This window comes from Thermodesulfobacteriota bacterium, assembly GCA_030583865.1.
Lineage (GTDB): Bacteria > Desulfobacterota > GWC2-55-46 > GWC2-55-46 > GWC2-55-46 > UBA5799.
The window spans coordinates 1,033,597-1,054,033 of the sequence record CP129479.1; the positions used below are offsets into that span (position 1 = coordinate 1,033,597).

Sequence of the window (20,437 nt, forward strand, 5' to 3'; positions counted from 1 at the left end):
GCGGACCCACCACGGGCCGGCTCTTTGCAGGCCCGGCAGTCCATCGGGCCCCGGATGCCTGGTTGCGCCGCCAATACGGACCGGGGAGGGATGATATGAAGATAATGTTCTGCCATGACGGCTCCGAGAGGTCTAATGCCGCCCTTGAAAAGGCCCTCGGCCTCTTCAAGCACCTGAGCCCCGAGGTCTTTCTCATAACGGTCGTCGAGGAGCCGCTGGACGCGACCAGCCACGACGAGGAGAGCTTCGAGAAATGGCGGGCCACCCGCGAGGAGGACCTCCAGGAGGCGGCCAACCGGGTCGTCGAGCACGGGCTCGACGTGGACGCGATACTTGCCATAGGCGACCCGAGGAAGATGATAATCGAGGCCGCGGAGAACAAGAACCCCGATATCCTGGTCGTGGCGCGGCGGGGCGCGGGCCTTCTGGAAAGCATGGTCCTCGGTAGCGTGAGCTCGTTTCTAGTCCGTAACGCCGAGTGCCCGGTGCTCGTCGTCCATTCATGAGGCGCTTCAAGACTGGCCTTCGGTTCAAGGGGCCGCCCCGGACGATTACGCGGCGGCCATTACTTTCGAAAAACGCATGGGCTCTAACCATTATAGCCAGATAGGCCTCAGGGACCTTTTCGACCTCAAGCGGGCCGACACAGTCATACTCCACAAGACCTGGTTCGCCTTCTTCCTTACCTTCTTCGTCTGGTTCAACATGGCCCCGCTCGCCACCACCATCGCGGCAGCGTCCGGCCTTACGATGGACGAATTGAAGCTCCTGGCCGTCTGCAACGTGGCACTTGCGGCCCCGGGCCGCTTCATCATGGCGGGCCTTACCGACAGGTTCGGCCCACGGAAGACGCTTACTCTCATCATGGTCGCAACCTCTGTGCCCTGCCTCGCGTTCGCCTTTGCCGGCTCGTACGGCCAGATGATCGTCTCAAGGCTCCTCCTCGGAATGGTGGGCACCGGCCTCATGGCGGGCATACACATGACCTCGCTCTGGTTCAGGCCCAGGGACATAGGGTTCGTGCAGGGCGTCGAGGCGGGCCTCGGGAACTGGGGCTCGTCCATTGCGGCAATGCTCATGCCGGTCCTGGCCCTTAACGTATTCGGCTCGTGGAGGCTCGCCATAGCCATGAGCGGGGTCCTGATGCTCGTCTACGGGGCCTATTTCTGGTACACCGTATCGGACGGCCCGGAGCGCGCGTTCCGCCGGAGCCCGGGGAAGGGCTCGGCCATAGAGGTCTCCTCCTGGGGCGACCTCGTTGCGGCGCTCATCTGGACCGCGCCGATAACGGGCGTCCTCGCACTCCTGGTCTGGAGAGCGAGGGGCATGGGCTACATCGGAGGGGAGATTGCCGCGCTCGCGTACGCCGTCATAGCCGCCGCGGTCCTTTACCAGACGGGCCGCGTCGTCCGCTTGAACCTCCCCATGCTGAAAAAAGGGGTCCCCGACAGGGACCGATACCGGTTCACCGACGTCGGCGCCCTGTGCCTCTGTTACGTCGCCACCTTCGGCGCGGAGGTCGCGGTAATATCGATGCTGCCGGTTTTCCTGCAGAACGGGTTCAGCCTCACGCCCCAGCTCGCGGGCCTTCTGGGCGCGGCCTTCGCGTTCCTCAATATCTTTTCGCGGGCGCTCGGGGGTTATATCACCGGCAGGATGCCCGCGAAAAGGGGCACCATGCTGGTGTACCTGGCCGGGGTGGCGGTAAGCTTCAGCCTCATGGGGCTCATAACTCCTGAGTGGCCCGTACCGTCCGTGGTGCTCGTAATTCTCCTGTGCGCGCTTTTCGTCACGGGTGGGTGCGGCATAACGTACGCCATAGTGCCGCTCATAAAGAGGCGCATGACTGGCAGGATATCTGGCTACGTCGGGGCATACGGGAACGTGGGCGCCGTCGTCTTCCTGGTCGCCTACACGTTCGTGGGAGAGAGCCAGTTTTTTTATCTGATAGGCGCGGCGGCCCTGGCAGCCTTCCTTTTCTGCCTCTTTTTCATGAAGGAGCCGGCCGGGGCCTTCTCAAAGGAGTACCAGCTTTACTGCGTGGGCAAGCGCCCGGCGGAGGGTGGGCGCGGCAGGGCTTCCGGGGCGCGGGCGCCTTTTGCGGACCGGGGCGCCTGAGGCAGAAAAAAACGTTCCCCGGAATCGTTTTCCGGATGGACATTGCTGAAATTATGTACTATAATCCGTCGCATACGAATAAATTCAAAAAGAGCGAAAAAACTCTGGACAGGTGTGGCGCATTCTGGTATTTTACGCCTACTCAGCGTCATGCAAACACGAAGGTTCTAATGTCCAAGGGCTCGAAGGTCTTTTGTATAGTCCGCGTGCGTCCTGACTGGGAGGACTCTGAACGGCTTTGGAGGACTCAGGTTTGAGTCACAGGATCAGAAAAGAGCTTAAACGCCTCTGCCAGTGTCTCTTCTACGCTGCCGCCGTCAGGGTGCGCCCCGCTGCGTCGATGAATTTCATTTCAGGCAGAATGGCCGCCGACATATCGTCCGGGCTCCCCGCTGAAAGCCGCGCCGCCAGGCCTCGAGAGGAGAGGAAGGGCAGGCGCGCTCTTGAAATCGTGGGCATGATCATCGGCTCGCTCCCCATATATCCGGAAGGTTCCAATACGGTAAACGCAATCGAAGAGTTCGTCTCCAAGCTCAGGGAAGAGGCCGTCGATTTCTGCCAGAGGGAGGATGCCGTCGAGAAGCCGGCCGTCCCCTGCCTGGGCAGGAAATCGAAGATGTCCAGGAGCGCCGGCCTCGAAGACCTGAAAGTCATGCTCAATCTCGCCAGAGGCAACCTCGAAGAAGCAATCCCCGCCTCTTAATTTATTCAATCCATGACCATCCCGGAAAGGCCCCGCCTCCGCGCAGGTCCGCTCCTGGGCCGCGAGGCCCAGGCTGCGGAACCGGACGGAGGAATCCGGAACTGGCACATGGTGCACATACAGGAACCAGACTGTTTTTTAAAGGCTGCAGAAAAAAACAGAGCAAGCAGAAGCAAAGGAGGTGTAGGGTATGGATTTGAGGAGTTGTAAAAAAATCTTGGTAAAAGGACTGCAGCTCGGGTTTGCGCTGAGTCTCGTAGCAGGTGTTGCCCCGATGAAGGCGGCCGCTTTCGAGAACGCCGAGCCGGGCGATGCCGCCCTCGGTAAGATGTACTTTACCGGCGAGAAGCAGTTCGCGAGCGGCGCGCCGGCCTGCATATCCTGCCACAACGCCGGAGTGGGCTCTCTCGGCGGAGGCGTCCTTGGTCCGGACCTGACCAACGTGTACGCCGACGATTCGAAGAACCCCCTTCTGAACGCGGCATGGATAAACGCCGGGTCCCCGGTAATGGCGCCGGTCTTCAGCAAGAGGAACGTCACTGACGAAGAGGTGTCCCACTTGAGGGCGTTCTTCGCCGAGCAGGCCAATGTCGAGGCAAAACCGGCCCCGACCGGAATCTTCACCATCGTAGGCATAGGCGGTTTCGTAGGAATACTGATTATCTTCAACATAATCTGGAGCGGCAGGTACAGGAACAGGAATAGAGGCACCGCCCACGATGCCCTGTGGAGAAACTACGGCGGAAAAGGAGGGAGGTAATTAGATGGCTACCTGGATTCAAGATGAGATAAACCCCGGTAAAAGGGGTTGGGAAGAATATTACAGGAACCGCTGGCAGTATGACAAGACCGTGAGGTCCACCCACGGCAACAACTGCACCGGCGGCTGCTCCTGGATGGTCTACGTGAAGGACGGCATCATAACCTGGGAGCTGCAGGCCGTAGACTACCCGAAGCTCGACCAGTCCATACCGCCTTACGAGCCCAGGGGCTGCCAGAGGGGCATATCCGCCTCCTGGTACGTCTACAGCCCGGTCAGGATCAAGTACCCCTACTGCCGCGGCGTGCTCCTCGACGCCTGGAAGGAAGCGAGGGCGAAGCACTCCGACCCGGTTGACGCCTGGAGGTCCATAGTTGAGAACGCAGAGCTCCACAAGAAGCTCAAGTGGTCCAGGGGCAAGGGCGGGTTCCGCAGGTTCGACTGGGACACCGCAGCCGAGATAATCGCCTCGGCCCACATCTACACCATAAAGAAGTACGGCCCGGACAGGATCATCGCCTTCTCCCCCATCCCGGCCATGTCGCAGATAAGCTACGCTGCCGGCGCCCGCTACAACCAGCTCATAGGCGGCGTGCACCTTAGCTTCTACGACTACTACACCGACCTCCCGAACGCCGAGCCCGAGGTATGGGGCGAGCAGACCGACTCATGCGAGAGCGCGGACTGGTACAACACCGGCTACTGCGTCATAACCGGCGCCAACCCGAACATGACCAGGACCGCGGACTGCCACTTCGTCTCCGAGCTCCGGATGGGCGGCGCCAAGCTCGTAGTGTGCGCTCCAGACTACTCTCAGGTCACGAAGTACGCCGACAACTGGGTGCCCCTCAAGCCCGGCTCGGACTCCAACTTCTGGATGGGCATAAAGCACGTCATCCTTAAGGAGTTCTTCGTAGACAGGAAGGTGCCGTACTTCGAGGCCTACACCAGGCAGTTCACCGACCTCCCGATGCTCGTGAAGATCGAGAAGGGCAAGGACGGCTGGGAGCAGGGCAGGTTCCTCAGGGCGTGCGACCTCTCCGAATACGACGGCGAGGACAACCCCGAGTGGAAGTTCACCATGTGGGACGAGACCACCAACAAGGCGGTCGTCGTGAACGGCTCTATGGGCTACAGGTGGCCCAAGGACCACCACAGCCACGGCAAGTGGAACCTCCTCCTCCGTGAAGCCAAGACCCAGAAGAACATAAACCCCTCGCTCACGGTCCTCGACCACAAGGAGGACGCGATAGAGGTCAACTTCTACGAGGTCGACAAGCCCGAGAAGTACAAGAGGCAGGTGCCCGTAAGGTACGTGCAGACCAAGGAAGGCAAGGTCGCCGTCACCACGGTATTCGACCTGAAGGTCGCCCAGTGCGGCGTCGCCCGCAAGGGCCTTTCCGGCGACTACTGCAGGAACTACGACGACGAGAGGGGCTTCTCGCCGGCATGGCAGGAGAGGTACACCGGCATTGGCCGCGACACCATCATCCAGATAGCCAGGGAGTTCGCCTCCAACGCGGAAGTGACCAAGGGCCGCTCGATGATAATCACCGGGTCGAGCTACAACCACTGGTACCACTCGAACCTCCTCTACAGGACCGCGATGGACGCGCTCATGCTCTGCGGCTGCGTGGGAAGGAACGGCGGAGGCCTCCAGCACTACGTCGGCCAGGAGAAGCTCGCCCCATTCGACTCGTGGGGCCAGATAGCCCACTCGCTCGACTGGTACAGGCCGCCGAGGCTCATGAACAACCCGAGCTTCTGGTACATCAACACGACCATGTTCAAGTTCGACGGCGCGATAGCGGACTACCACAACGTCCCTGACAAGAACGCCCTCGAGTTCCAGCACACGGTCGACTACAACGTCAGGGCCGTAAGGCTCGGATGGATGCCCTGCTTCCCGCAGTTCAACAAGAGCTCCATAGCGATCTGCGAGGAGGCCCAGAGGGCGGGCGCGAAGTCCGACGCCGAGATAATCGACTACGTGGTGAAGCAGCTGAAGAGCGGCTCGCTCGAGTTCGCGATGCAGGACCCGGACGCGCCGGAGAACTGGCCGAGGGTATGGTTCATATGGAGGGCGAACGCGCTCGGCTCGTCCGCCAGGGGCCAGGAGTACTTCTTCAAGTACGTCCTCGGCACCCATAACAACCTCATCGCCGAAGAGGTCGCCAAGCCCCACGTGAAGGAGATGAAGTACAGGGAGTCCCCGCTCGGGAAGCTCGACCTCCTCGTCGACCTCAACATGCGTATGAACACCACTCCGACGTACTGCGACATAGTGCTCCCGACGGCGCACTGGTACGAGAAGGAGGACATAAACACCACGGAGCTCCACTCCTTCGTCCACCCGATGGGCGCGGCGGTCCCGCCGAACTGGGAGGCAAAGAGCGACTGGGAGGCCTTCAAGTTCCTCTCCAAGAAGTTCTCCGGGATAGCGAAGAAGCACTTCCAGAAGCCGGTCAAGGACATCATCATGTCCCCGCTCATGCACGACACTCCGGGCGAGATAGCGCAGCCCGCGCTTGGCGGCGTGAAGGACTGGAAGAAGGGCGAGTGCGAGATAATCCCTGGCAAGACCACCCAGAGCTTCACGGTCGTCGAGAGGGACTACGCCAACGTGGACAAGATGTACACGGCCGTAGGACCCCTCCAGAAGACCAAGTACGGCTTCCACGGCGTCATGCTCGATGGCAAGGAGCTCTACGAGGACTACCTCAACCAGGAGCACATCGAGAAGAAGGACGTGAACGGCCAGAAGCTCATCTCCCTCGAGACGGCAAAGGACGCCGCGAACTTCGTCCTCGCCTTCTCAGGCACCACGAACGGAGAGGTCTGCTTCAGGCAGTGGTGGGAGGAAGAGCACCACACCGGCCTCACCAAGGACGACTACCTCGAGGCTCGGAAACAGGCCAGGGCGGTCCATCCTGGAATCAAGTACCTCATACCGGACGAGAGGTGCCACGGTCTCGCGCACGAGATGGCCAGCGGAAACAGGAACGTCTCGATGACCTACGACGACATAGTGGCGCAGCCCAAGAGGTGGCTCACCAGCCCGCTCTGGACCGGCGACACGAGGCGCGGAAGGGCATACGGCACCTGGACCATCCAGACCGAGCAGCTCGTGCCCTGGAGGACGCTCACGGGACGTCAGCACTTCTACCTCGACCACCCGGTCTACCTGGACTTCGGCGAGGCCCTTTCAACCGCCAAGTACAGGCTGAACCCGGCCAAGATGAACGAGGTCGAGAAGTCCGACAGGACCGACGCGCTCCACCTGAACTACATCACCCCGCACAGCAAGTGGGCCATCCATTCGACCCACTATGACAACCTGAGGATGCTCACCCTGTCCAGGGGCGGAAACTCCATCTGGCTGAACGACAGGGACGCCGAGAGCGTGGGCATCAAGGACAACGACTGGGTCGAGGCCTACAACGACAACGGAGTCTATGTAAGCCGCGCGGTCGTCAGCGCCAGGATCCCCTCGGGCAGCTGCTTCGCCTACCATTCACAGGAAAGGACCGTGAACATACCCAAGGCGGAGCAGAGGAACAAGATCAGGGGCGGATTCCACAACTCGCTCACCAGGCAGAGGCTCAAGCCGCAGCTCCTGACCGGCGGTTACGGGCAGTTCTCCTACGGCTTCAACGCGTGGGGCCCGATCGTCGTCATCAGGGACACGACGGTCTTGGTGAGAAAAATGAGAAACCAGGAGGTGAAGTGGTAATATGGATCTCAGAGCGCAGCTTTCAATGAGCTTTCATATGGATAAATGTATCGGCTGCCACACCTGCAGCGTGTCCTGCAAGAACGTCTGGACATCGCGCAGGGGCGCCGAGTACATGTGGTGGAACAACGTCGAGACCAAGCCCGGCGCCGGCTACCCCCTCACCTGGGAAGACCAGGAGAGGTACAGGGGCGGCTGGGAGGTCTCGGGCGGCAACTTGAGGCTCAAGCTCCTCAAGGGCCCCGGCAAGATAAGGACGCTGGCGAACATATTCTTCCAGCCCAACCTGCCGACGATAGACGACTACTACGAGCCGTTCACCTATGACTATCAGAACCTCTTCAACGCGCCGGCCGGCGACGACCAGCCCGTTGCGAGGCCGAAGTCGCTTATCACCGGCGACTTCATGGAAAAGATAATCATGGGCCCGAACTGGGACGACGACATGGGCGGCTCGCCGCTCTACGCGGCGAACGACCCGAACCTCAAGGGGCTCTCGGAGTCGCAGAAGGAGATGCTCACCAAGTTCCACAAGCTCTTCTTCTTCTATCTCCCGAGGATATGCAACCACTGCCTCAACCCCGCTTGCGTGGCCTCCTGCCCGTCGGGCGCCATATACAAGAGGGGCGAGGACGGCATAGTCCTTATCGACCAGGACACCTGCCGCGCCTGGAGGTTCTGCGTGAGCGCCTGCCCGTACAAGAAGCCCTACTACAACTGGGCGAACGGGAAGAGCGAGAAGTGTATCTTCTGCTATCCGAGGACCGAGACCGGCCAGCCGAACGCCTGCGCGCACGCGTGCACCGGCAGGATCAGGTTCGTAGGCGTGCTCTTCTATGACGCCGACAGGATAGAGGAAGTCGCGAAGACCCCGGACGAGAGGCTCGTGGACGCGATGAGGGACATAATCCTCGACCCGAACGACCCGAGGGTCATTGAAGAGGCCAGGAAGCAGGGGATCGACGAGAACTGGCTGGTTGCGGCCCAGAACTCGCCGGCCTACAACCTCTTCAAGAAGTGGAGGATAGCGCTCCCGAACCATCCGGAGTTCAGGACGGTGCCGATGAACTTCTATCTGCCGCCGCTCTCCCCGGTCCTCCACAACGCGAAGGCCGACAACGGCGGCCTCTTCGACGCTGAATCCGTCGAGTTCTTCTATTCGATGGACAAGATGAGGGTGCCGGTAAGGTACCTCGCGAACCTCCTTTCCGCCGGCAACGAGCAGCTGGTCATCGAGTCGCTGAAGAAGCAGATGGCCGTAAGGCTCTGGGTGCGCCAGCAGAGGGTCGGAGACGTGGGCGACAGCGCAGCGAAGGCAGCCCTCTCATCCGTGGGCCTCACGCCCGAGGACGCGTTCGAGATCTATAAGCTCACCTCGCTTGGCACCTTCCAGGAGAGGTTCGTGATACCCGAGACACACCGCGAGACGCAGTCCACGGTCGACCCCAGGACCATGTACGAGAAGAGGGGCACGGTCGGCTTCGGCTCCAAGAAGCAGGAACTCGTATCGAGGCAGTGGTAAAGGAAACGATGGTAAAGGCGAAGCACCTGTATACGCATCTGGCCGGGCTGCTTGAGTATCCCGGTGAGGATATAAAGCTCAGGACCGAGGAGTGCATAAACGCGCTCGAAGGCCTTGAGCAGTATCCTCCCGAGGCGCTCGAGGAGATGAAGAAGTTCCAGAAGGACCTGGAGCACATCCCCCTGGACGACCTCCGGGGGGTGTACTCCTACACCTTCGAGCTCACGAGCGACTTCACGCTGGACATGGGATACCACATCTATGACGGCTTCAGGAGGTCAAGCAGCCTTGCCACCATCAAGAGCATGTACGCGCAGAACGGCTTCCCTCTCGACGATTTTTCGAAAGGCGAACTCCCCGACCACCTGCCGGTCATCCTCTACTTCCTCGGCTTCACGGAGAACGAGGATCTCGTAAAGGACTTCCGGGAGAGTTTCTTCATAAGGGCGATGGAGAAGCTGCAGAAGAACTTCGAGAAGAACAGGAAGAATCTCTACTGGCACCTCATCAATGCCGTCTACAGAATTATAGATAAAGACGTAAAAGGAGGCTAAGAATGGACAACGTCCTATTCGGCGTGATGCCGTACATCCTGTTGATGACGGCTATCGTCGGCGCAATCTGGAGATACAGAACCAACAAGTACTCGTGGTCTTCGCAGTCGTCGCAGTTCCTTGAGAACAAGACCCTCTTTTTCGGGTCGTTCCCCTGGCACTACGGCATAATAGTGGTGCTCCTCGGCCACATAATCGGGTTCTTCATCCCGAAGAGCATCCTGCTCTGGAACGCGGTGCCCTTGAGGCTCTACATACTCGAGCTCACGGCGCTCGCATTCGGCCTTCTCGCCCTTTTCGGCCTCCTCGCCCTCATCTACAGGAGGCTTACGAACAGCAGGGTAAAGGCCGTGACCTCCGGGTGGGACGTGCTGGTGCTCATCATCCTTCTCATCCAGGTCCTCACCGGCGTTGGCACCGCCATCTTCTACAGGTGGGGCTCCAACTGGTTCGCTTCATCGGCCGTGCCGTATCTCTGGTCGATAATCAAGCTGCAGCCCAATGTTGACTACATAGCGGGCCTGCCGCTCATCACCAAGGCGCACATATTCAACGCGCTTATCTTCTTCGCGCTGATTCCGTTCTCAAGGCTCGCGCACTTTGTGGTCATCAACCCCTACAAGTACCTCGTAAGGCCTTACCAGGTCGTAAGGTGGTACAGGAGGGGCGGTCAGACAGTGAACGTGGTGCAGTACAAGTAACACAGGGCGGGCGGGCAGAGATGCCCGCCCGCTTTTTTAGACGGCTGTGCAAGCACTTCTGTGATAATACTTTTTTTTCTGATGCGTTTTTTTGTTCTGAAATTCGATAAAGGAGAATCTGCATGTCGAAAATAACAAGATGGGAGCCGGAAAACGAACAATTCTGGCGAGAAACAGGCAGCAAGATTGGATGGACCACCTGCGGCATTACCACCTTCACCCTGGTATTTTCATTCGCTACCTGGTTCGTCATGAGCGCCGTTGTCGTCAGGCTTCCGAACATCGGCTTCAAGTTCACTCCCATGGAGCTCTTCTGGCTCGCGGCCATACCGGGTCTCGCCTCCGGTATCCTCAGGTTGATACACTCCTACTTCATCCCCATCCTGGGGACGAGGCCGGTCGTAAGCATAGCGACCATCATCAAGCTCATACCCATGGTCTGGCTCGGTTTCGCAGTGCAGGATACAAGCACGCCATGGAGCACCTTCATGATAATCGGCTTCCTGAGCGGCATGGGCGGCGGGGACTTCTCCTCCTACATGCCTTCAACAAGCATATTCTTCCCGAAGAGGCTCCAGGGCCTGTCAATGGGCATACAGGCCGGCATCGGAAACTTCGGCGTTAGTGTCGTCCAGTTCGTGACACCCTGGATAGTGGGCTTCTCCCTTGTCGGGGGCGCTTACGGCGCACCCCAGCTCTTCACGAAAATTGACATTATAAAGGACGTGGCGGTCACCAAGAACGAGTCAGGGGTTGTCACGGACATAGTCTACAAGAACCCGGCATTTGCCAGCGCGGTTCTCGTCACCAAGGACGATAACGGCCTGGTGAGCGACGTCTCAGTACAGGAGACAGCCGTAACCAAGAACATGCAGCTCGATATCAAGAGGAACGACGCGGGCGTCGTGACCGACCTGACCCTCAAGAGGGTAGTAAAGAAGGACATGTGGGTGCAGAACGCCGCGTTCTGGTACATACCCTTCCTCATCCTGTCCTTCATCCTGAGCGTCATATTCCTCAAGAGCATCGACCCGGCGGCGCTCGGTTTCAAGGGCGGCAACTTCAAAAAGCAGTTCGAAATACTCAGCACCAAGAACAGGGCGCTCACGCACACCTGGAACTGCACCATAACCTATATCGCGTCATTCGGTTCGTTCTCCGGTTATGCGGCAGCTTTTCCATTGATGATAAGGGTCATCTACGGCGGCTTTGACGGAGCGCCGGACCCGCTGAAGTTCGCGTTCCTCGGCCCGCTCATCGGTGGCCTTTCACGCACCTTTACCGGTTGGATGTTCGACAAGATCGGCGGAAGCAAGGGCATGCACTGGTGCCTGATCGGCCAGATACTGGGCTGCCTTGCCCTCATATTCGGCGGCTATCTTACCCCGACCGGGCTTGAGAAGTTCCCGGGCTTCGTCTATATAATGCTCTGGATATTCCTCATGACCGGCATAAACAACGCCGCTACTTTCAGGCAGTACCCGATAGTCTTCGCGTACTCGCCCGCAAAGGGCGCGCAGATGCTCGGCTGGACCGGCGCGTGGGCGGCCTTCGGCCCGTTCGTCTTCGCCTCGCTCGTCGGCATGTCCATAACCAAGACCGGCAGCGCCATCACCTTCTTCGCGGGTGCGGCCATCTTCTACCTCTACGCCTTCATCATCAACTGGTATTACTATACCAGGAAGGGCGCGGAAAGGTTTGACTGGGGCAACAAGGGTACCTGGTGGGACACCGCCAAGAGCACCTGGACCGGCGGGCAATAGCCCGGCTTCCTGGCATGTTTATGCCGGGAAAAGCGGCACCTGGAACATGGGGGAGGGGTTTCCTCCCCCATGTTTTTTTTATGCCTCCTGCCGTTCTTTTCTGCAGCGCCTGATTTTTTCTTCGTCTCTATCAAGGATATGATAAAATATTTGCGGAGTTAAAGGATAGGAGGTCGGTAAATTGGGTTCTCTTGAGATGGTATTGACTATCGGCGGCATCGCCTACGGCGTCGTCCTTATACTGGCGACCTTCATAAAAGGGAATAAGGTGCTTGAGGGCTTCAGGCTCGATGTCCTTGTCATGCGGAACCCCTCGGAGTCGAGCAGGGGCATAAACCTCGTGGCTGGCCTGGCGCTCATCGGCTATAACGTCTACACCATATTCTGGTAAGCCTGTTTTTTGTTACCTCCATGAGGACGGTTGCTCCAAGAACGGGCTCCGGCCACCGCACCCGGCAGGCCTCCGCATCGAATTTCCTCGTATTTCCTGCCAATCCCGCCCGTTTGACGGTTCGAGACAGCTCCGATATAATTCCATCACAGGGTTCCTTTGTCTTTTAAATTTAAAACGGAGGCTTTCTTATGAGCAAGCACGACAGGCTGGACCGTTTCGGTGTCATGGTCATCGACAAGAGCGAATACGAGCGCAAGCAGGCTTACGTGGTCAAGAACTGCAAATGCCCGGGCTGTCCCACATATGTCGCGGGCGACGCCATGCCGGGATACTGTTTCCCGACCATAGGGACGAGCGAGAGCATCACGGCGGAAAAGGATTGCATCTGCAGCACCTGTCCTATATACAAGGAATACGAGCTCAACCATACTTTTTACTGCACCAGGTGCTCCCAGGTCTGCCAGGGGCTCAAGATCGAGGGTGCGGCAGCCCACGGGAACTGAGTCTGTTCCGGAATATTCTCCTAAGGTCTTGATACCCTCCCGGCCTGCCGGTAGCGATGGCCGGGAGGGTAAAGGGCCGTCCTGCATCACGGCGCCCGTTACCTGCCGTCTGCATCGAAATGGCCGCTCTCCCGGCCCTATTGCCCTGATTTTATGTGATTTCTGCGGATTTTCCGGCATTTACTCACCCTTTTAATATGGACAAGCCCGCTCGGGTTGTAGTAAGATATAATACACCCAAAAAACAGGGAAAAAATCAATACTGAGGAGAGTTGGTAAATGGAGATCACCACCCCGGAACAGGCTAATGCAGAAATCAAGAAGTGGCTTGAGGAGAACCATCACGACGTAAAGGAAATAAAAGACGAGAACGCCGTATTCCATTTCGAGATCGACTACCCGCTCGGCTCCATGAAGAAGCAGAGGGTGCTCCAGCCCAAGGAGTTCCCCGGCCTTATCGTGGTGCTGAACGGGGTCAGCATAGCGAACGAGCACATGGAGAAGCTCAAGGGCATGAACCCCAACGACAGGGAAGCCTTCTACGGGGAGATAAGGAAGGACCTCCTCTTCCTCAAGAACAGCTACGACCTCAACATAGACGAGGCCGGGGTGGCGAAGCAGGTGCAGTTCTCGTATGAGTTCTACTACGACGCGCTCAAGAAGACCAAGCTCTATGACGCGCTCCTCCTTAACCACAGGACGCTTCTTTACATCATAACGAAGTTCAACGACGAGTTCGGAATGCCCGTAATGCCCTCGCAGAAAGGCGATGTAGGTCACGCCTGAGCCTGAACGGGGTTCCCCGAGACCCGGAGGTCCGCATGGTACCGCAGATGCTTGAGATAAAATACGAATGCCAGCACAAGTCCTGCTACGTGAACTGCAGGGAGGGCATCATAAGCCTTGAAGAGGAGCTCTTCAAGGAGCTTTCCGCCGCTTGTCCCGGGGAGGGCATCTTCAAGAGCCCCAGGGGGGCCTGCAGGATGGGCTTTTCGCAGCCGTTCAAGGTCATTAGGATGCAGAGGCTCGGCGAAGGCCCCATCGAGGACGCCCCCTCGGCGCTGGACCCCTCTGACAACCCGCTCCTGATCCTTGTCGAGGAGCACAAGGCCATAAACAGGAGCCTTGAAAAGGTCGAGGAGCACATAAAGAAGCGCGACCTGGACGCCCTCTGGGTCTCGACAAAGGAGCTTGAGAACGACCTGGTGCTCCACTCAGGCATCAAGGAAGAGGAGGTCCTCTTCGGCATGAGCAAGGGGCTTCTGCCCTTCGGCGAGACCCTGGTGGACATAATAAAGGAGGAGCACAGGGAGATAATCTCGCTCCTTCACAACTTCAGGGAGGCGCTCGAGATAAACGAGCTTAACGACGGCATCATCGACTCCGTGATAGTGAGCCTCAGGGGGCACATAAGGAAAGAGGACCAGGAGTTCTTTGAAATAGTCGACAAGTGCCTGAACGACGAGATACGGCTCCAGATAACCCAGGCCATGCGCGAGGTCGAGAGGAAATACGTGCGGGAAGAGGCGGGCGAGAGAAAGATGAACCCGAAGAGGGCCGCCATACAGGCCCAGTACGACGAGCAGGTCTCGGTGGTGAGGGAGGCGGGCTGCGATACCTGCTGCAGCCACTGACGGCCTGAAAATCGCATGAATTTGAAAAGCCGCGGGGCTTGGCCCCGCGGCTTTTTTTTGGCAAACCGGATTTATTGCCGGAATGACAAAAACCCCGGTCAGGCTGCTCAAAAGCCCAGGATGCAAGGAGTCGACAAGATGAACGGGCGTACCTTCATTGTTCGGCGGAGTTTCCAATTTCAAGACGACGCCTGAGGCGGGCTTTTTCTGCGGCCTTTAGAGCGGAATGTGGATATATACCACATAGAGCCACATGCAGATCAGCGAGGCGCCGAGCCAGCTCACGTATTTGAAGGCCCTCCGGCTTTTGGCGTGGACTATCTTGTGCTTGAGGAACATGATGAAGAACGCGACGGCCCAGCCGGTTATCGACCAGAGGCTAAGCCCGAAGGTCGCGAAGGACATGACCGCGAGCACGAAGAGTATCGCAAACGAGATAAACCCGTTCCCCCGGTGTATCTTCTTCTCCACCTTGCCCTTGCCCTTAACCATCTGGAGCCCGCTTATGAAGCTGGTTGTGGCGAGGACCATCCCTATGCTGGCCAGGAGCGTCGAGACGTTCGTGAAAGCTTCGAGCAGTTCTATTATGCCTTCCATGTCCTTATTCCTTGTATACGGCCTTAAGCAGGCTCTTCTGGGCCAGGTAGGAGACTATCCCGAGATAGATGAGCACTATCGGGAGTATCAGGAAGAGGTTGGGGATGGTGGTGTTCTCTTCCAGCTCGTTGCCCGTTGACTCGCTCACCACGATGCCGTAGGTGTTCCTCAGGGTCTTGTTCCCGGTTATCCTGTTGCCGTTCGAGGAAAAGACCATTATGCCGTCCCACGTGTTCAGGTTGACGGCGTTTCCGGTTATCTCGTTCCCGTTCGAATAGCTTATGAAAAAGCCCTTGTCCCTGTTGAGTGTAGAGCTGTTCGACTCAACCCTGTTCCCGTCCGATTTTTCCATGTAGAGGCCGTACTGTGCGTTCGAGCTGGACTCGTTCCAGCTTATTACCGAGCGGCTCGTGCCGGAGAGCATTATCCCGGTCCCGTTCCTGGTGAAGGCGTTCCCGGTCACGGTCACATCGGAGGAGCCGGAAACGAGTATGCCGGCGACATCAGAGCCCGTGCCCGAGACCCCGGCGATTGTCACATCCGAGGTGCCGGATACCTTTATGGCAGGCAGGTCCGGCCTCTCGGCCTGGATAAGGACGGCTGACGGGCCGTTTTTGGAGCTCAAGGCCAGGGGTTTTTCAATGACGACGTTCTCGATGTAGACGCCGTCGTCGACCACCACGGCGTCGGACGGAGCCGCAGCGTCCACGGCCTCCTGTATCGACCTGTAGTCGCCCGGGACGTGCAGGGTGGCGGCCTGTGTGGAGACAGGCAGAAGGAGCAGGGTAACCAGAAAGAAAGCGAGGAATGGCTTGGTCATATACCTGGGCATAAGAAACGACCCGCGCGAACCGGCGCGGCCTGGTCTGCGCGTATAATAGTTACGATATAGAGTGGAATATATCAGAAACCCTGGGCGAAGTCTAATGATTTGAAAAGGAGACGGGTTCGGATTGGGTGAAACAGCGGCAAGACCAAAAAAACAAGACGGCGCTGAGAACGCGCGCAGTCCAGACCAGGTCAGCTCGGAACTGATGCTGAATCCAATCAAAAAGAAGGGAGCCGTGGCCACTGCCACGGCTCCCTTTTTCCTGGTGGAGCAGAGGGGGATCGAACCCCTGACCTCAAGACTGCCAGCCTTGCGCTCTCCCAGCTGAGCTACTGCCCCAAACCCTGTTTTTCAACGAAGACAGATATATATAAATAACACTCCGGCAATTCACTGTCAATCGAAAATTCGCGCGGCGGCATCGTGCTGAAATCGGGGAAGAGCGCAACGGACAGGTTCGAGAAATTACATTTCTTCTCATTTTTTAGCTTGCAATGGCTTGAAAAAAATTGTATGAATACTAAACCGCACATGAGATATGACCCGCTTTGAGCTCGCTGCGGAGTTATATTCAAAACTTTCAAAACACAAGAGGAGGTTCAGATGGGAAAGCCGTTAACCAAGTCTCAGATCGCTGATTCAATCTCCAAAAAAGTCGGTGTGACGAAGAAGCTCGCAAGCGAGATGATAAACACCCTCGCGCAGCTTTCCTACAAAGAGGCCAAGAACTCCTTCACCATACCCGGAATAGGCAAGCTCGTTCTCGTAAAGAGGAAGGCAAGGACCGGCAGGAACCCCCAGACCGGCGCCGCCATAAAGATACCGGCCAAGAGGGTCGTGAAGTTCAGGGTTGCGAAGGCCTGCAAGGACGCGGTGCTCGGCGCAAAGTAAGCCTTTCGCAAATCTCCATGAATCAGAAAGCCCCCTGTACAGGGGGCTTTTTTCATTTGAAGGAATCATCCCGCCGAATCGGCCTGGAGCAGGCAGCCACCTTTTCTTGAGATCTTAGCCACTCCGTATTTTCCCTCTTGTAATCCGGGATTTTATTCTGATATCATTTCAAGATTATGAAATGCCCATTTTGCGGTTTCCTTGAAGACAAGGTAATTGACTCGCGCCTTTCGCAGGACGGCAGCACCACGCGGAGGCGGAGGGAGTGCCTCGGCTGCGCAAAGAGGTTCACTACCTATGAAAGGGTCGAGGAGGCGCTCCCGCTCGTCGCGAAAAAAGACGGCAGGCGCGAGATATTCGACCGGACCAAGATACTGAACGGCATTATGAAGGCCTGCGAGAAGAGGCCCGTAAGCCTCGACGATATAGAGAAGGCGGTCGCCAGGCTTGAGACAAGGTTCATAGACTCAGGCGAAAGGGAGATACCGAGCTCGGCCATAGGCGAGGCCGTCATGGAGGAATTGAAGGGGTTGGACGAGGTCGCGTACGTGAGGTTCGCCTCTGTCTACAGGGACTTCAGGGACATAAACGAGTTCATGCACGAACTGAAGGACCTCCTTGACGTGAAGAAAAGGACCTGATGGCGAGGCATGAGGAGTTCATGCGCGAGGCGCTAAAACTCGCCAGGAAGGGTCTCGGCAGGACCAGCCCCAACCCCGCGGTCGGCGCGGTAATAGCAAGAGGCGGACGGATAATCTCCTCAGGCTGGCACCGTAAGGCAGGCCTGCCCCATGCCGAGATAGAGGCCCTTTCAGGGGCCGCTGGAAACCTCGGGAACGCCGTCATGTACGTGACCCTCGAGCCCTGCTGCCATTTCGGCAGGACCCCGCCTTGCACCGAGGCGCTGAAGCGCTCAGGGATAAAGAAGGTAGTCATAGGGGCTCTCGACCCAAACCCGAAAGTGAGCGGGAAAGGGTCGATGGCGTTGAAGAGAGCCGGGATCGAGGTCGTCTCCGGCGTCCTCGAAGAGGAATGCATGGCGGTCAACGAGGCCTACCGGAGCTTCATCCAGAGCAGTTTCCCTTTCGTAACCTTAAAGCTCGCATCCTCCCTCGACGGCCGCATAGCGACCTCAACAGGCGAGTCCAGATGGATAACAGGGCCGCTTGCCCGTAAGCGCGTCCATAGCCTCCGTTCAGTGAACGACGCCGTAATGGTCGGGAGAAGGACCGTAGAAAGGGACGACCCGGAGCTTACGGTAAGGCTCGCGAAGGGAAGGGACCCGATAAGGGTGGTCCTCGACAGCGCCCTTCTCACCCCGCCTGCGGCAAGCGTCTATAACGGCGTAAGTGAGGGCAAGGCCAGGCTCATATTCTTTGTGACTTCCGGGGCGCCGTCTTCGCGGATTAAAAAGGCCCGGGATAACGGGGCCGAGGTGGTAAGGGTCGCCGCTTCCGGGAAAGGGGTCTCCGTAAAGGGCGTCCTCCGTGAGCTCGGAAAACGGGAGATAACGAGCGTGCTTGTCGAGGGCGGCGGCGAGCTTGCCTCCTCGCTCATAAAATCGGGCCTGGTCGACAAGTATGTCATTTTCTACGGCCCTGTAATCATCGGCGGCGACGGGAGGCCATCGGTAGCCTCTTTAGGGGTTAAAGGCCTTGCAAAGGCCCCCAGGCTCGAAAGGGTGACTGCCAGGGCCATTGACAACGGCGTTGTCATCGAGGGGTATCCGTCCGGGAAAGAGGGGTAGGGCAGATGTTCACCGGTATAATAGAAGACGTAGGCACGGTTAAACATATTGAAAAAAAAGGGCCTTTTGGTAGAATAACGGTTGAGACGGCGCTTCCCTTGAACGAGCTGAGGGAAGGGGATTCCATCTCGGTCGACGGGGCCTGCCTCACGGCGGCCGGGTTCTCCAGGGGCGCTTTCAGCGCCGACGTTAGCGAAGAGACGCTTAAAGTGACCACCCTTGGCGGGCTTTCCGCCGGAAGCAAGGTCAATATCGAGAGGGCTTTGACGCTGTCGAGGCCGCTTGGCGGACACCTCGTAACGGGCCACGTCGACGGGGTCGGGTCTATTGTAAAAACGGCCCGGAGCGGCGATTACCTGGACCTCGAAATTGCCGTCCCGCCGGAGCTCATGGCCCAGGTCGTAAAAAAGGGCTCAATAGCGATCGACGGCATAAGCTTGACGGTCGCGGACCTCGGCCCCGGGAGCGTCAGGATAGCTATAATCCCGCATACGCTCGCCAAAACGACCTTTCTTTCGAAGAAAGAGGGTATGAGGGTAAATATAGAGACCGACATAATAGGCAAGTATGTGGAGAAGTTCTTCAATAAAAAAGAGAGCCGCATAACCGAGGGTTTCCTCTCGGAGCACGGTTTCGGCAAGAAGGTCTGACAAATGTCCATAAAGAGAATAGAAGAGGCTTTAAAGGCCATAAGGGAAGGCAGGATGGTCATCCTCGTCGACGACGAGGACAGGGAGAACGAGGGCGACCTCTGCATGGCCGCAGAGGTGATAACGCCGGAGGCCGTGAACTTCATGGCCAGGCACGCGCGCGGCCTCATATGCGTGACTCTCACCGAGGAGAGGGCCGACCTCCTCGCCCTCCCGCCAATGGTGGACGACAATACGTCCCTTTTCAGGACCGCCTTCACCGTTTCGGTGGATGCGCGGGACGGCGTCACCACAGGCATCTCAGCGTCCGACAGGGCGAAGACCATACTGGCCTGCGTCGACGACAACGCCGGGCCCGGCGACCTTGTCCGCCCGGGGCACATATTCCCGCTTCGGGCCAAGAACGGCGGCGTGCTCGTCCGCACCGGCCAGACCGAGGGCTCGGTCGACCTCTCTCGCCTTGCGGGCCTTAAACCCGCGGGCGTCATCTGCGAGATAATGAACGAGGACGGCACAATGGCCCGTATGAAGGACCTGGAGGCCTTCGCCAAAGAGCACGGGCTCATGATCGTCACCATAGCCGACATAATCGAATACAGGCTCAAGCGCGACAGGCTCGTAACGCGCGCGGCAGAGGCGACAGTGCCCACCAGGCACGCCGGAGAATGGACGGCGGTCGTCTACACCAACGACGTCGACACCCACGAGCACCTGGCCCTCGTAAAAGGGGATATAACGCCTGATGAGCCGGTGCTGGTGCGCGTCCATTCCGAATGCCTTACTGGCGACGTCTTCGGGAGCGAGCGGTGCGACTGCGGCGAGCAGCTTAAGAGCGCCATGAAGATAATTGAAAAGGAAGGGAAGGGCATACTCCTTTACATGCACCAGGAAGGGCGCGGCATCGGCCTCGTCAACAAGATAAAGGCCTACGCATTGCAGGACAAGGGGCTCGACACTGTCGAGGCCAACGAGAAGCTCGGCTTCAAGGCCGACTTGAGGGACTACGGCCTGGGCGCACAGATACTCCGGGACCTCGGGGTCGCCAAGATGCGCATACTCACGAACAACCCTAGAAAGATAAAGGGGCTCGAAGGCTTCGGCCTGGAGATAGTCGAGAGGGTGCCCATAGAGTCGGTGCCGCACAGCAGGAACGTCAAGTACCTCAGGGTCAAGAAGGACAAGCTCGGCCACCTCATCTCCAACCTCGGCGCCGAGGCCGGGGAAGAGGCGGGGACAGGCGCCGGGGCCGGCCCGTCCGAGAAGTAATCCGTTCAAATATGCGTTGATACCAAGCGAGGTCCGGTGTATATTATGAGGCTTCAAAGAACTCCCTTAAAG

At 58.3% G+C, this 20,437-nt stretch carries 20 protein-coding genes and 1 tRNA gene; 18 read left to right on the top strand and 3 right to left on the bottom strand.

Annotation, left to right across the window (positions count from 1 at the left end):
- Window positions 1–95: 95 nt before the first annotated feature.
- The 13 genes from QY316_04955 to QY316_05015 all read left to right on the top strand — a co-directional run bounded on the left by QY316_04955 (window position 96) and on the right by QY316_05015 (window position 14,385).
- Window positions 96–506, top strand: a complete 411-nt coding sequence (locus QY316_04955; GenBank protein WKZ33747.1) for a universal stress protein — start codon at window positions 96–98, stop codon at window positions 504–506.
- 76 nt (window positions 507–582) lie between these two features.
- On the top strand, window positions 583–2,118 hold the full coding sequence (locus QY316_04960; GenBank protein ID WKZ33748.1) for an MFS transporter: 1,536 nt from the start codon (window positions 583–585) through the stop codon (window positions 2,116–2,118).
- 253 nt (window positions 2,119–2,371) lie between these two features.
- Window positions 2,372–2,821 carry a hypothetical protein gene (locus tag QY316_04965; protein WKZ33749.1) on the top strand — a complete coding sequence of 150 codons (450 nt, stop codon included), beginning with the start codon at window positions 2,372–2,374 and terminating at the stop codon, window positions 2,819–2,821.
- Window positions 2,822–3,038: 217 nt separating this feature from the next.
- Entirely contained in the window at window positions 3,039–3,581 is a 543-nt protein-coding gene (locus tag QY316_04970; GenBank protein ID WKZ33750.1) for a hypothetical protein, read from the top strand.
- A gap of 4 nt (window positions 3,582–3,585) precedes the next feature.
- Window positions 3,586–7,314 (top strand): nitrate reductase subunit alpha, encoded by a 3,729-nt coding sequence (locus QY316_04975; protein ID WKZ33751.1) that lies wholly within the window; start codon window positions 3,586–3,588, stop codon window positions 7,312–7,314.
- A gap of 1 nt (window position 7,315) precedes the next feature.
- Window positions 7,316–8,836 carry a nitrate reductase subunit beta gene (narH, locus tag QY316_04980; protein ID WKZ33752.1) on the top strand — a complete coding sequence of 507 codons (1,521 nt, stop codon included), beginning with the start codon at window positions 7,316–7,318 and terminating at the stop codon, window positions 8,834–8,836.
- A complete protein-coding gene (locus tag QY316_04985) occupies window positions 8,830–9,390 on the top strand; it encodes a hypothetical protein (protein WKZ33753.1) in 561 nt (186 codons plus the stop codon). The genes narH and QY316_04985 overlap by 7 nt, the downstream gene beginning before the upstream one ends.
- A 2-nt stretch (window positions 9,391–9,392) precedes the next feature.
- Window positions 9,393–10,091, top strand: a complete 699-nt coding sequence (gene narI, locus QY316_04990) for a respiratory nitrate reductase subunit gamma (protein WKZ33754.1) — start codon at window positions 9,393–9,395, stop codon at window positions 10,089–10,091.
- Window positions 10,092–10,213: 122 nt separating this feature from the next.
- Window positions 10,214–11,854 (top strand): MFS transporter, encoded by a 1,641-nt coding sequence (locus QY316_04995; protein ID WKZ33755.1) that lies wholly within the window; start codon window positions 10,214–10,216, stop codon window positions 11,852–11,854.
- 181 nt (window positions 11,855–12,035) lie between these two features.
- Window positions 12,036–12,245: a hypothetical protein gene (locus tag QY316_05000; GenBank protein ID WKZ33756.1), complete on the top strand. Its 210-nt coding sequence runs from the start codon at window positions 12,036–12,038 to the stop codon at window positions 12,243–12,245.
- A 191-nt stretch (window positions 12,246–12,436) separates the two neighbouring features.
- On the top strand, window positions 12,437–12,751 hold the full coding sequence (locus tag QY316_05005) for a DUF2769 domain-containing protein (GenBank protein WKZ33757.1): 315 nt from the start codon (window positions 12,437–12,439) through the stop codon (window positions 12,749–12,751).
- A gap of 279 nt (window positions 12,752–13,030) precedes the next feature.
- On the top strand, window positions 13,031–13,537 hold the full coding sequence (locus QY316_05010; protein ID WKZ33758.1) for a DUF2299 family protein: 507 nt from the start codon (window positions 13,031–13,033) through the stop codon (window positions 13,535–13,537).
- Between the two features lie 35 nt (window positions 13,538–13,572).
- Window positions 13,573–14,385: a hemerythrin domain-containing protein gene (locus QY316_05015; GenBank protein WKZ33759.1), complete on the top strand. Its 813-nt coding sequence runs from the start codon at window positions 13,573–13,575 to the stop codon at window positions 14,383–14,385.
- A gap of 216 nt (window positions 14,386–14,601) precedes the next feature.
- Here the strand turns inward: QY316_05015 and QY316_05020 are convergent, their stop codons facing one another.
- The 3 genes from QY316_05020 to QY316_05030 all read right to left on the bottom strand — a co-directional run bounded on the left by QY316_05020 (window position 14,602) and on the right by QY316_05030 (window position 16,150).
- A complete protein-coding gene (locus tag QY316_05020) occupies window positions 14,602–14,982 on the bottom strand; it encodes a hypothetical protein (GenBank protein ID WKZ33760.1) in 381 nt (126 codons plus the stop codon).
- 4 nt (window positions 14,983–14,986) lie between these two features.
- Entirely contained in the window at window positions 14,987–15,814 is an 828-nt protein-coding gene (locus tag QY316_05025; protein ID WKZ33761.1) for a NosD domain-containing protein, read from the bottom strand.
- Between the two features lie 260 nt (window positions 15,815–16,074).
- Window positions 16,075–16,150 (bottom strand) — tRNA-Ala (locus QY316_05030).
- Window positions 16,151–16,414: 264 nt separating this feature from the next.
- Between QY316_05030 and QY316_05035 the strand changes: the two genes are divergently transcribed.
- The 5 genes from QY316_05035 to QY316_05055 all read left to right on the top strand — a co-directional run bounded on the left by QY316_05035 (window position 16,415) and on the right by QY316_05055 (window position 20,365).
- Window positions 16,415–16,702 (top strand): HU family DNA-binding protein, encoded by a 288-nt coding sequence (locus tag QY316_05035; GenBank protein ID WKZ33762.1) that lies wholly within the window; start codon window positions 16,415–16,417, stop codon window positions 16,700–16,702.
- 176 nt (window positions 16,703–16,878) lie between these two features.
- Complete coding sequence (gene nrdR / locus QY316_05040) at window positions 16,879–17,343, top strand: transcriptional regulator NrdR (protein WKZ33763.1); 465 nt, start codon at window positions 16,879–16,881, stop codon at window positions 17,341–17,343.
- A complete protein-coding gene (gene ribD / locus QY316_05045) occupies window positions 17,343–18,449 on the top strand; it encodes a bifunctional diaminohydroxyphosphoribosylaminopyrimidine deaminase/5-amino-6-(5-phosphoribosylamino)uracil reductase RibD (GenBank protein WKZ33764.1) in 1,107 nt (368 codons plus the stop codon). The genes nrdR and ribD overlap by 1 nt, the downstream gene beginning before the upstream one ends.
- A 5-nt stretch (window positions 18,450–18,454) precedes the next feature.
- Entirely contained in the window at window positions 18,455–19,099 is a 645-nt protein-coding gene (locus tag QY316_05050) for a riboflavin synthase (protein ID WKZ33765.1), read from the top strand.
- A 3-nt stretch (window positions 19,100–19,102) separates the two neighbouring features.
- The gene (locus QY316_05055; protein ID WKZ33766.1) at window positions 19,103–20,365 is read left to right on the top strand and encodes a bifunctional 3,4-dihydroxy-2-butanone-4-phosphate synthase/GTP cyclohydrolase II; all 1,263 of its coding nucleotides are present in this window, start codon (window positions 19,103–19,105) and stop codon (window positions 20,363–20,365) included.
- Window positions 20,366–20,437: the final 72 nt, after the last annotated feature.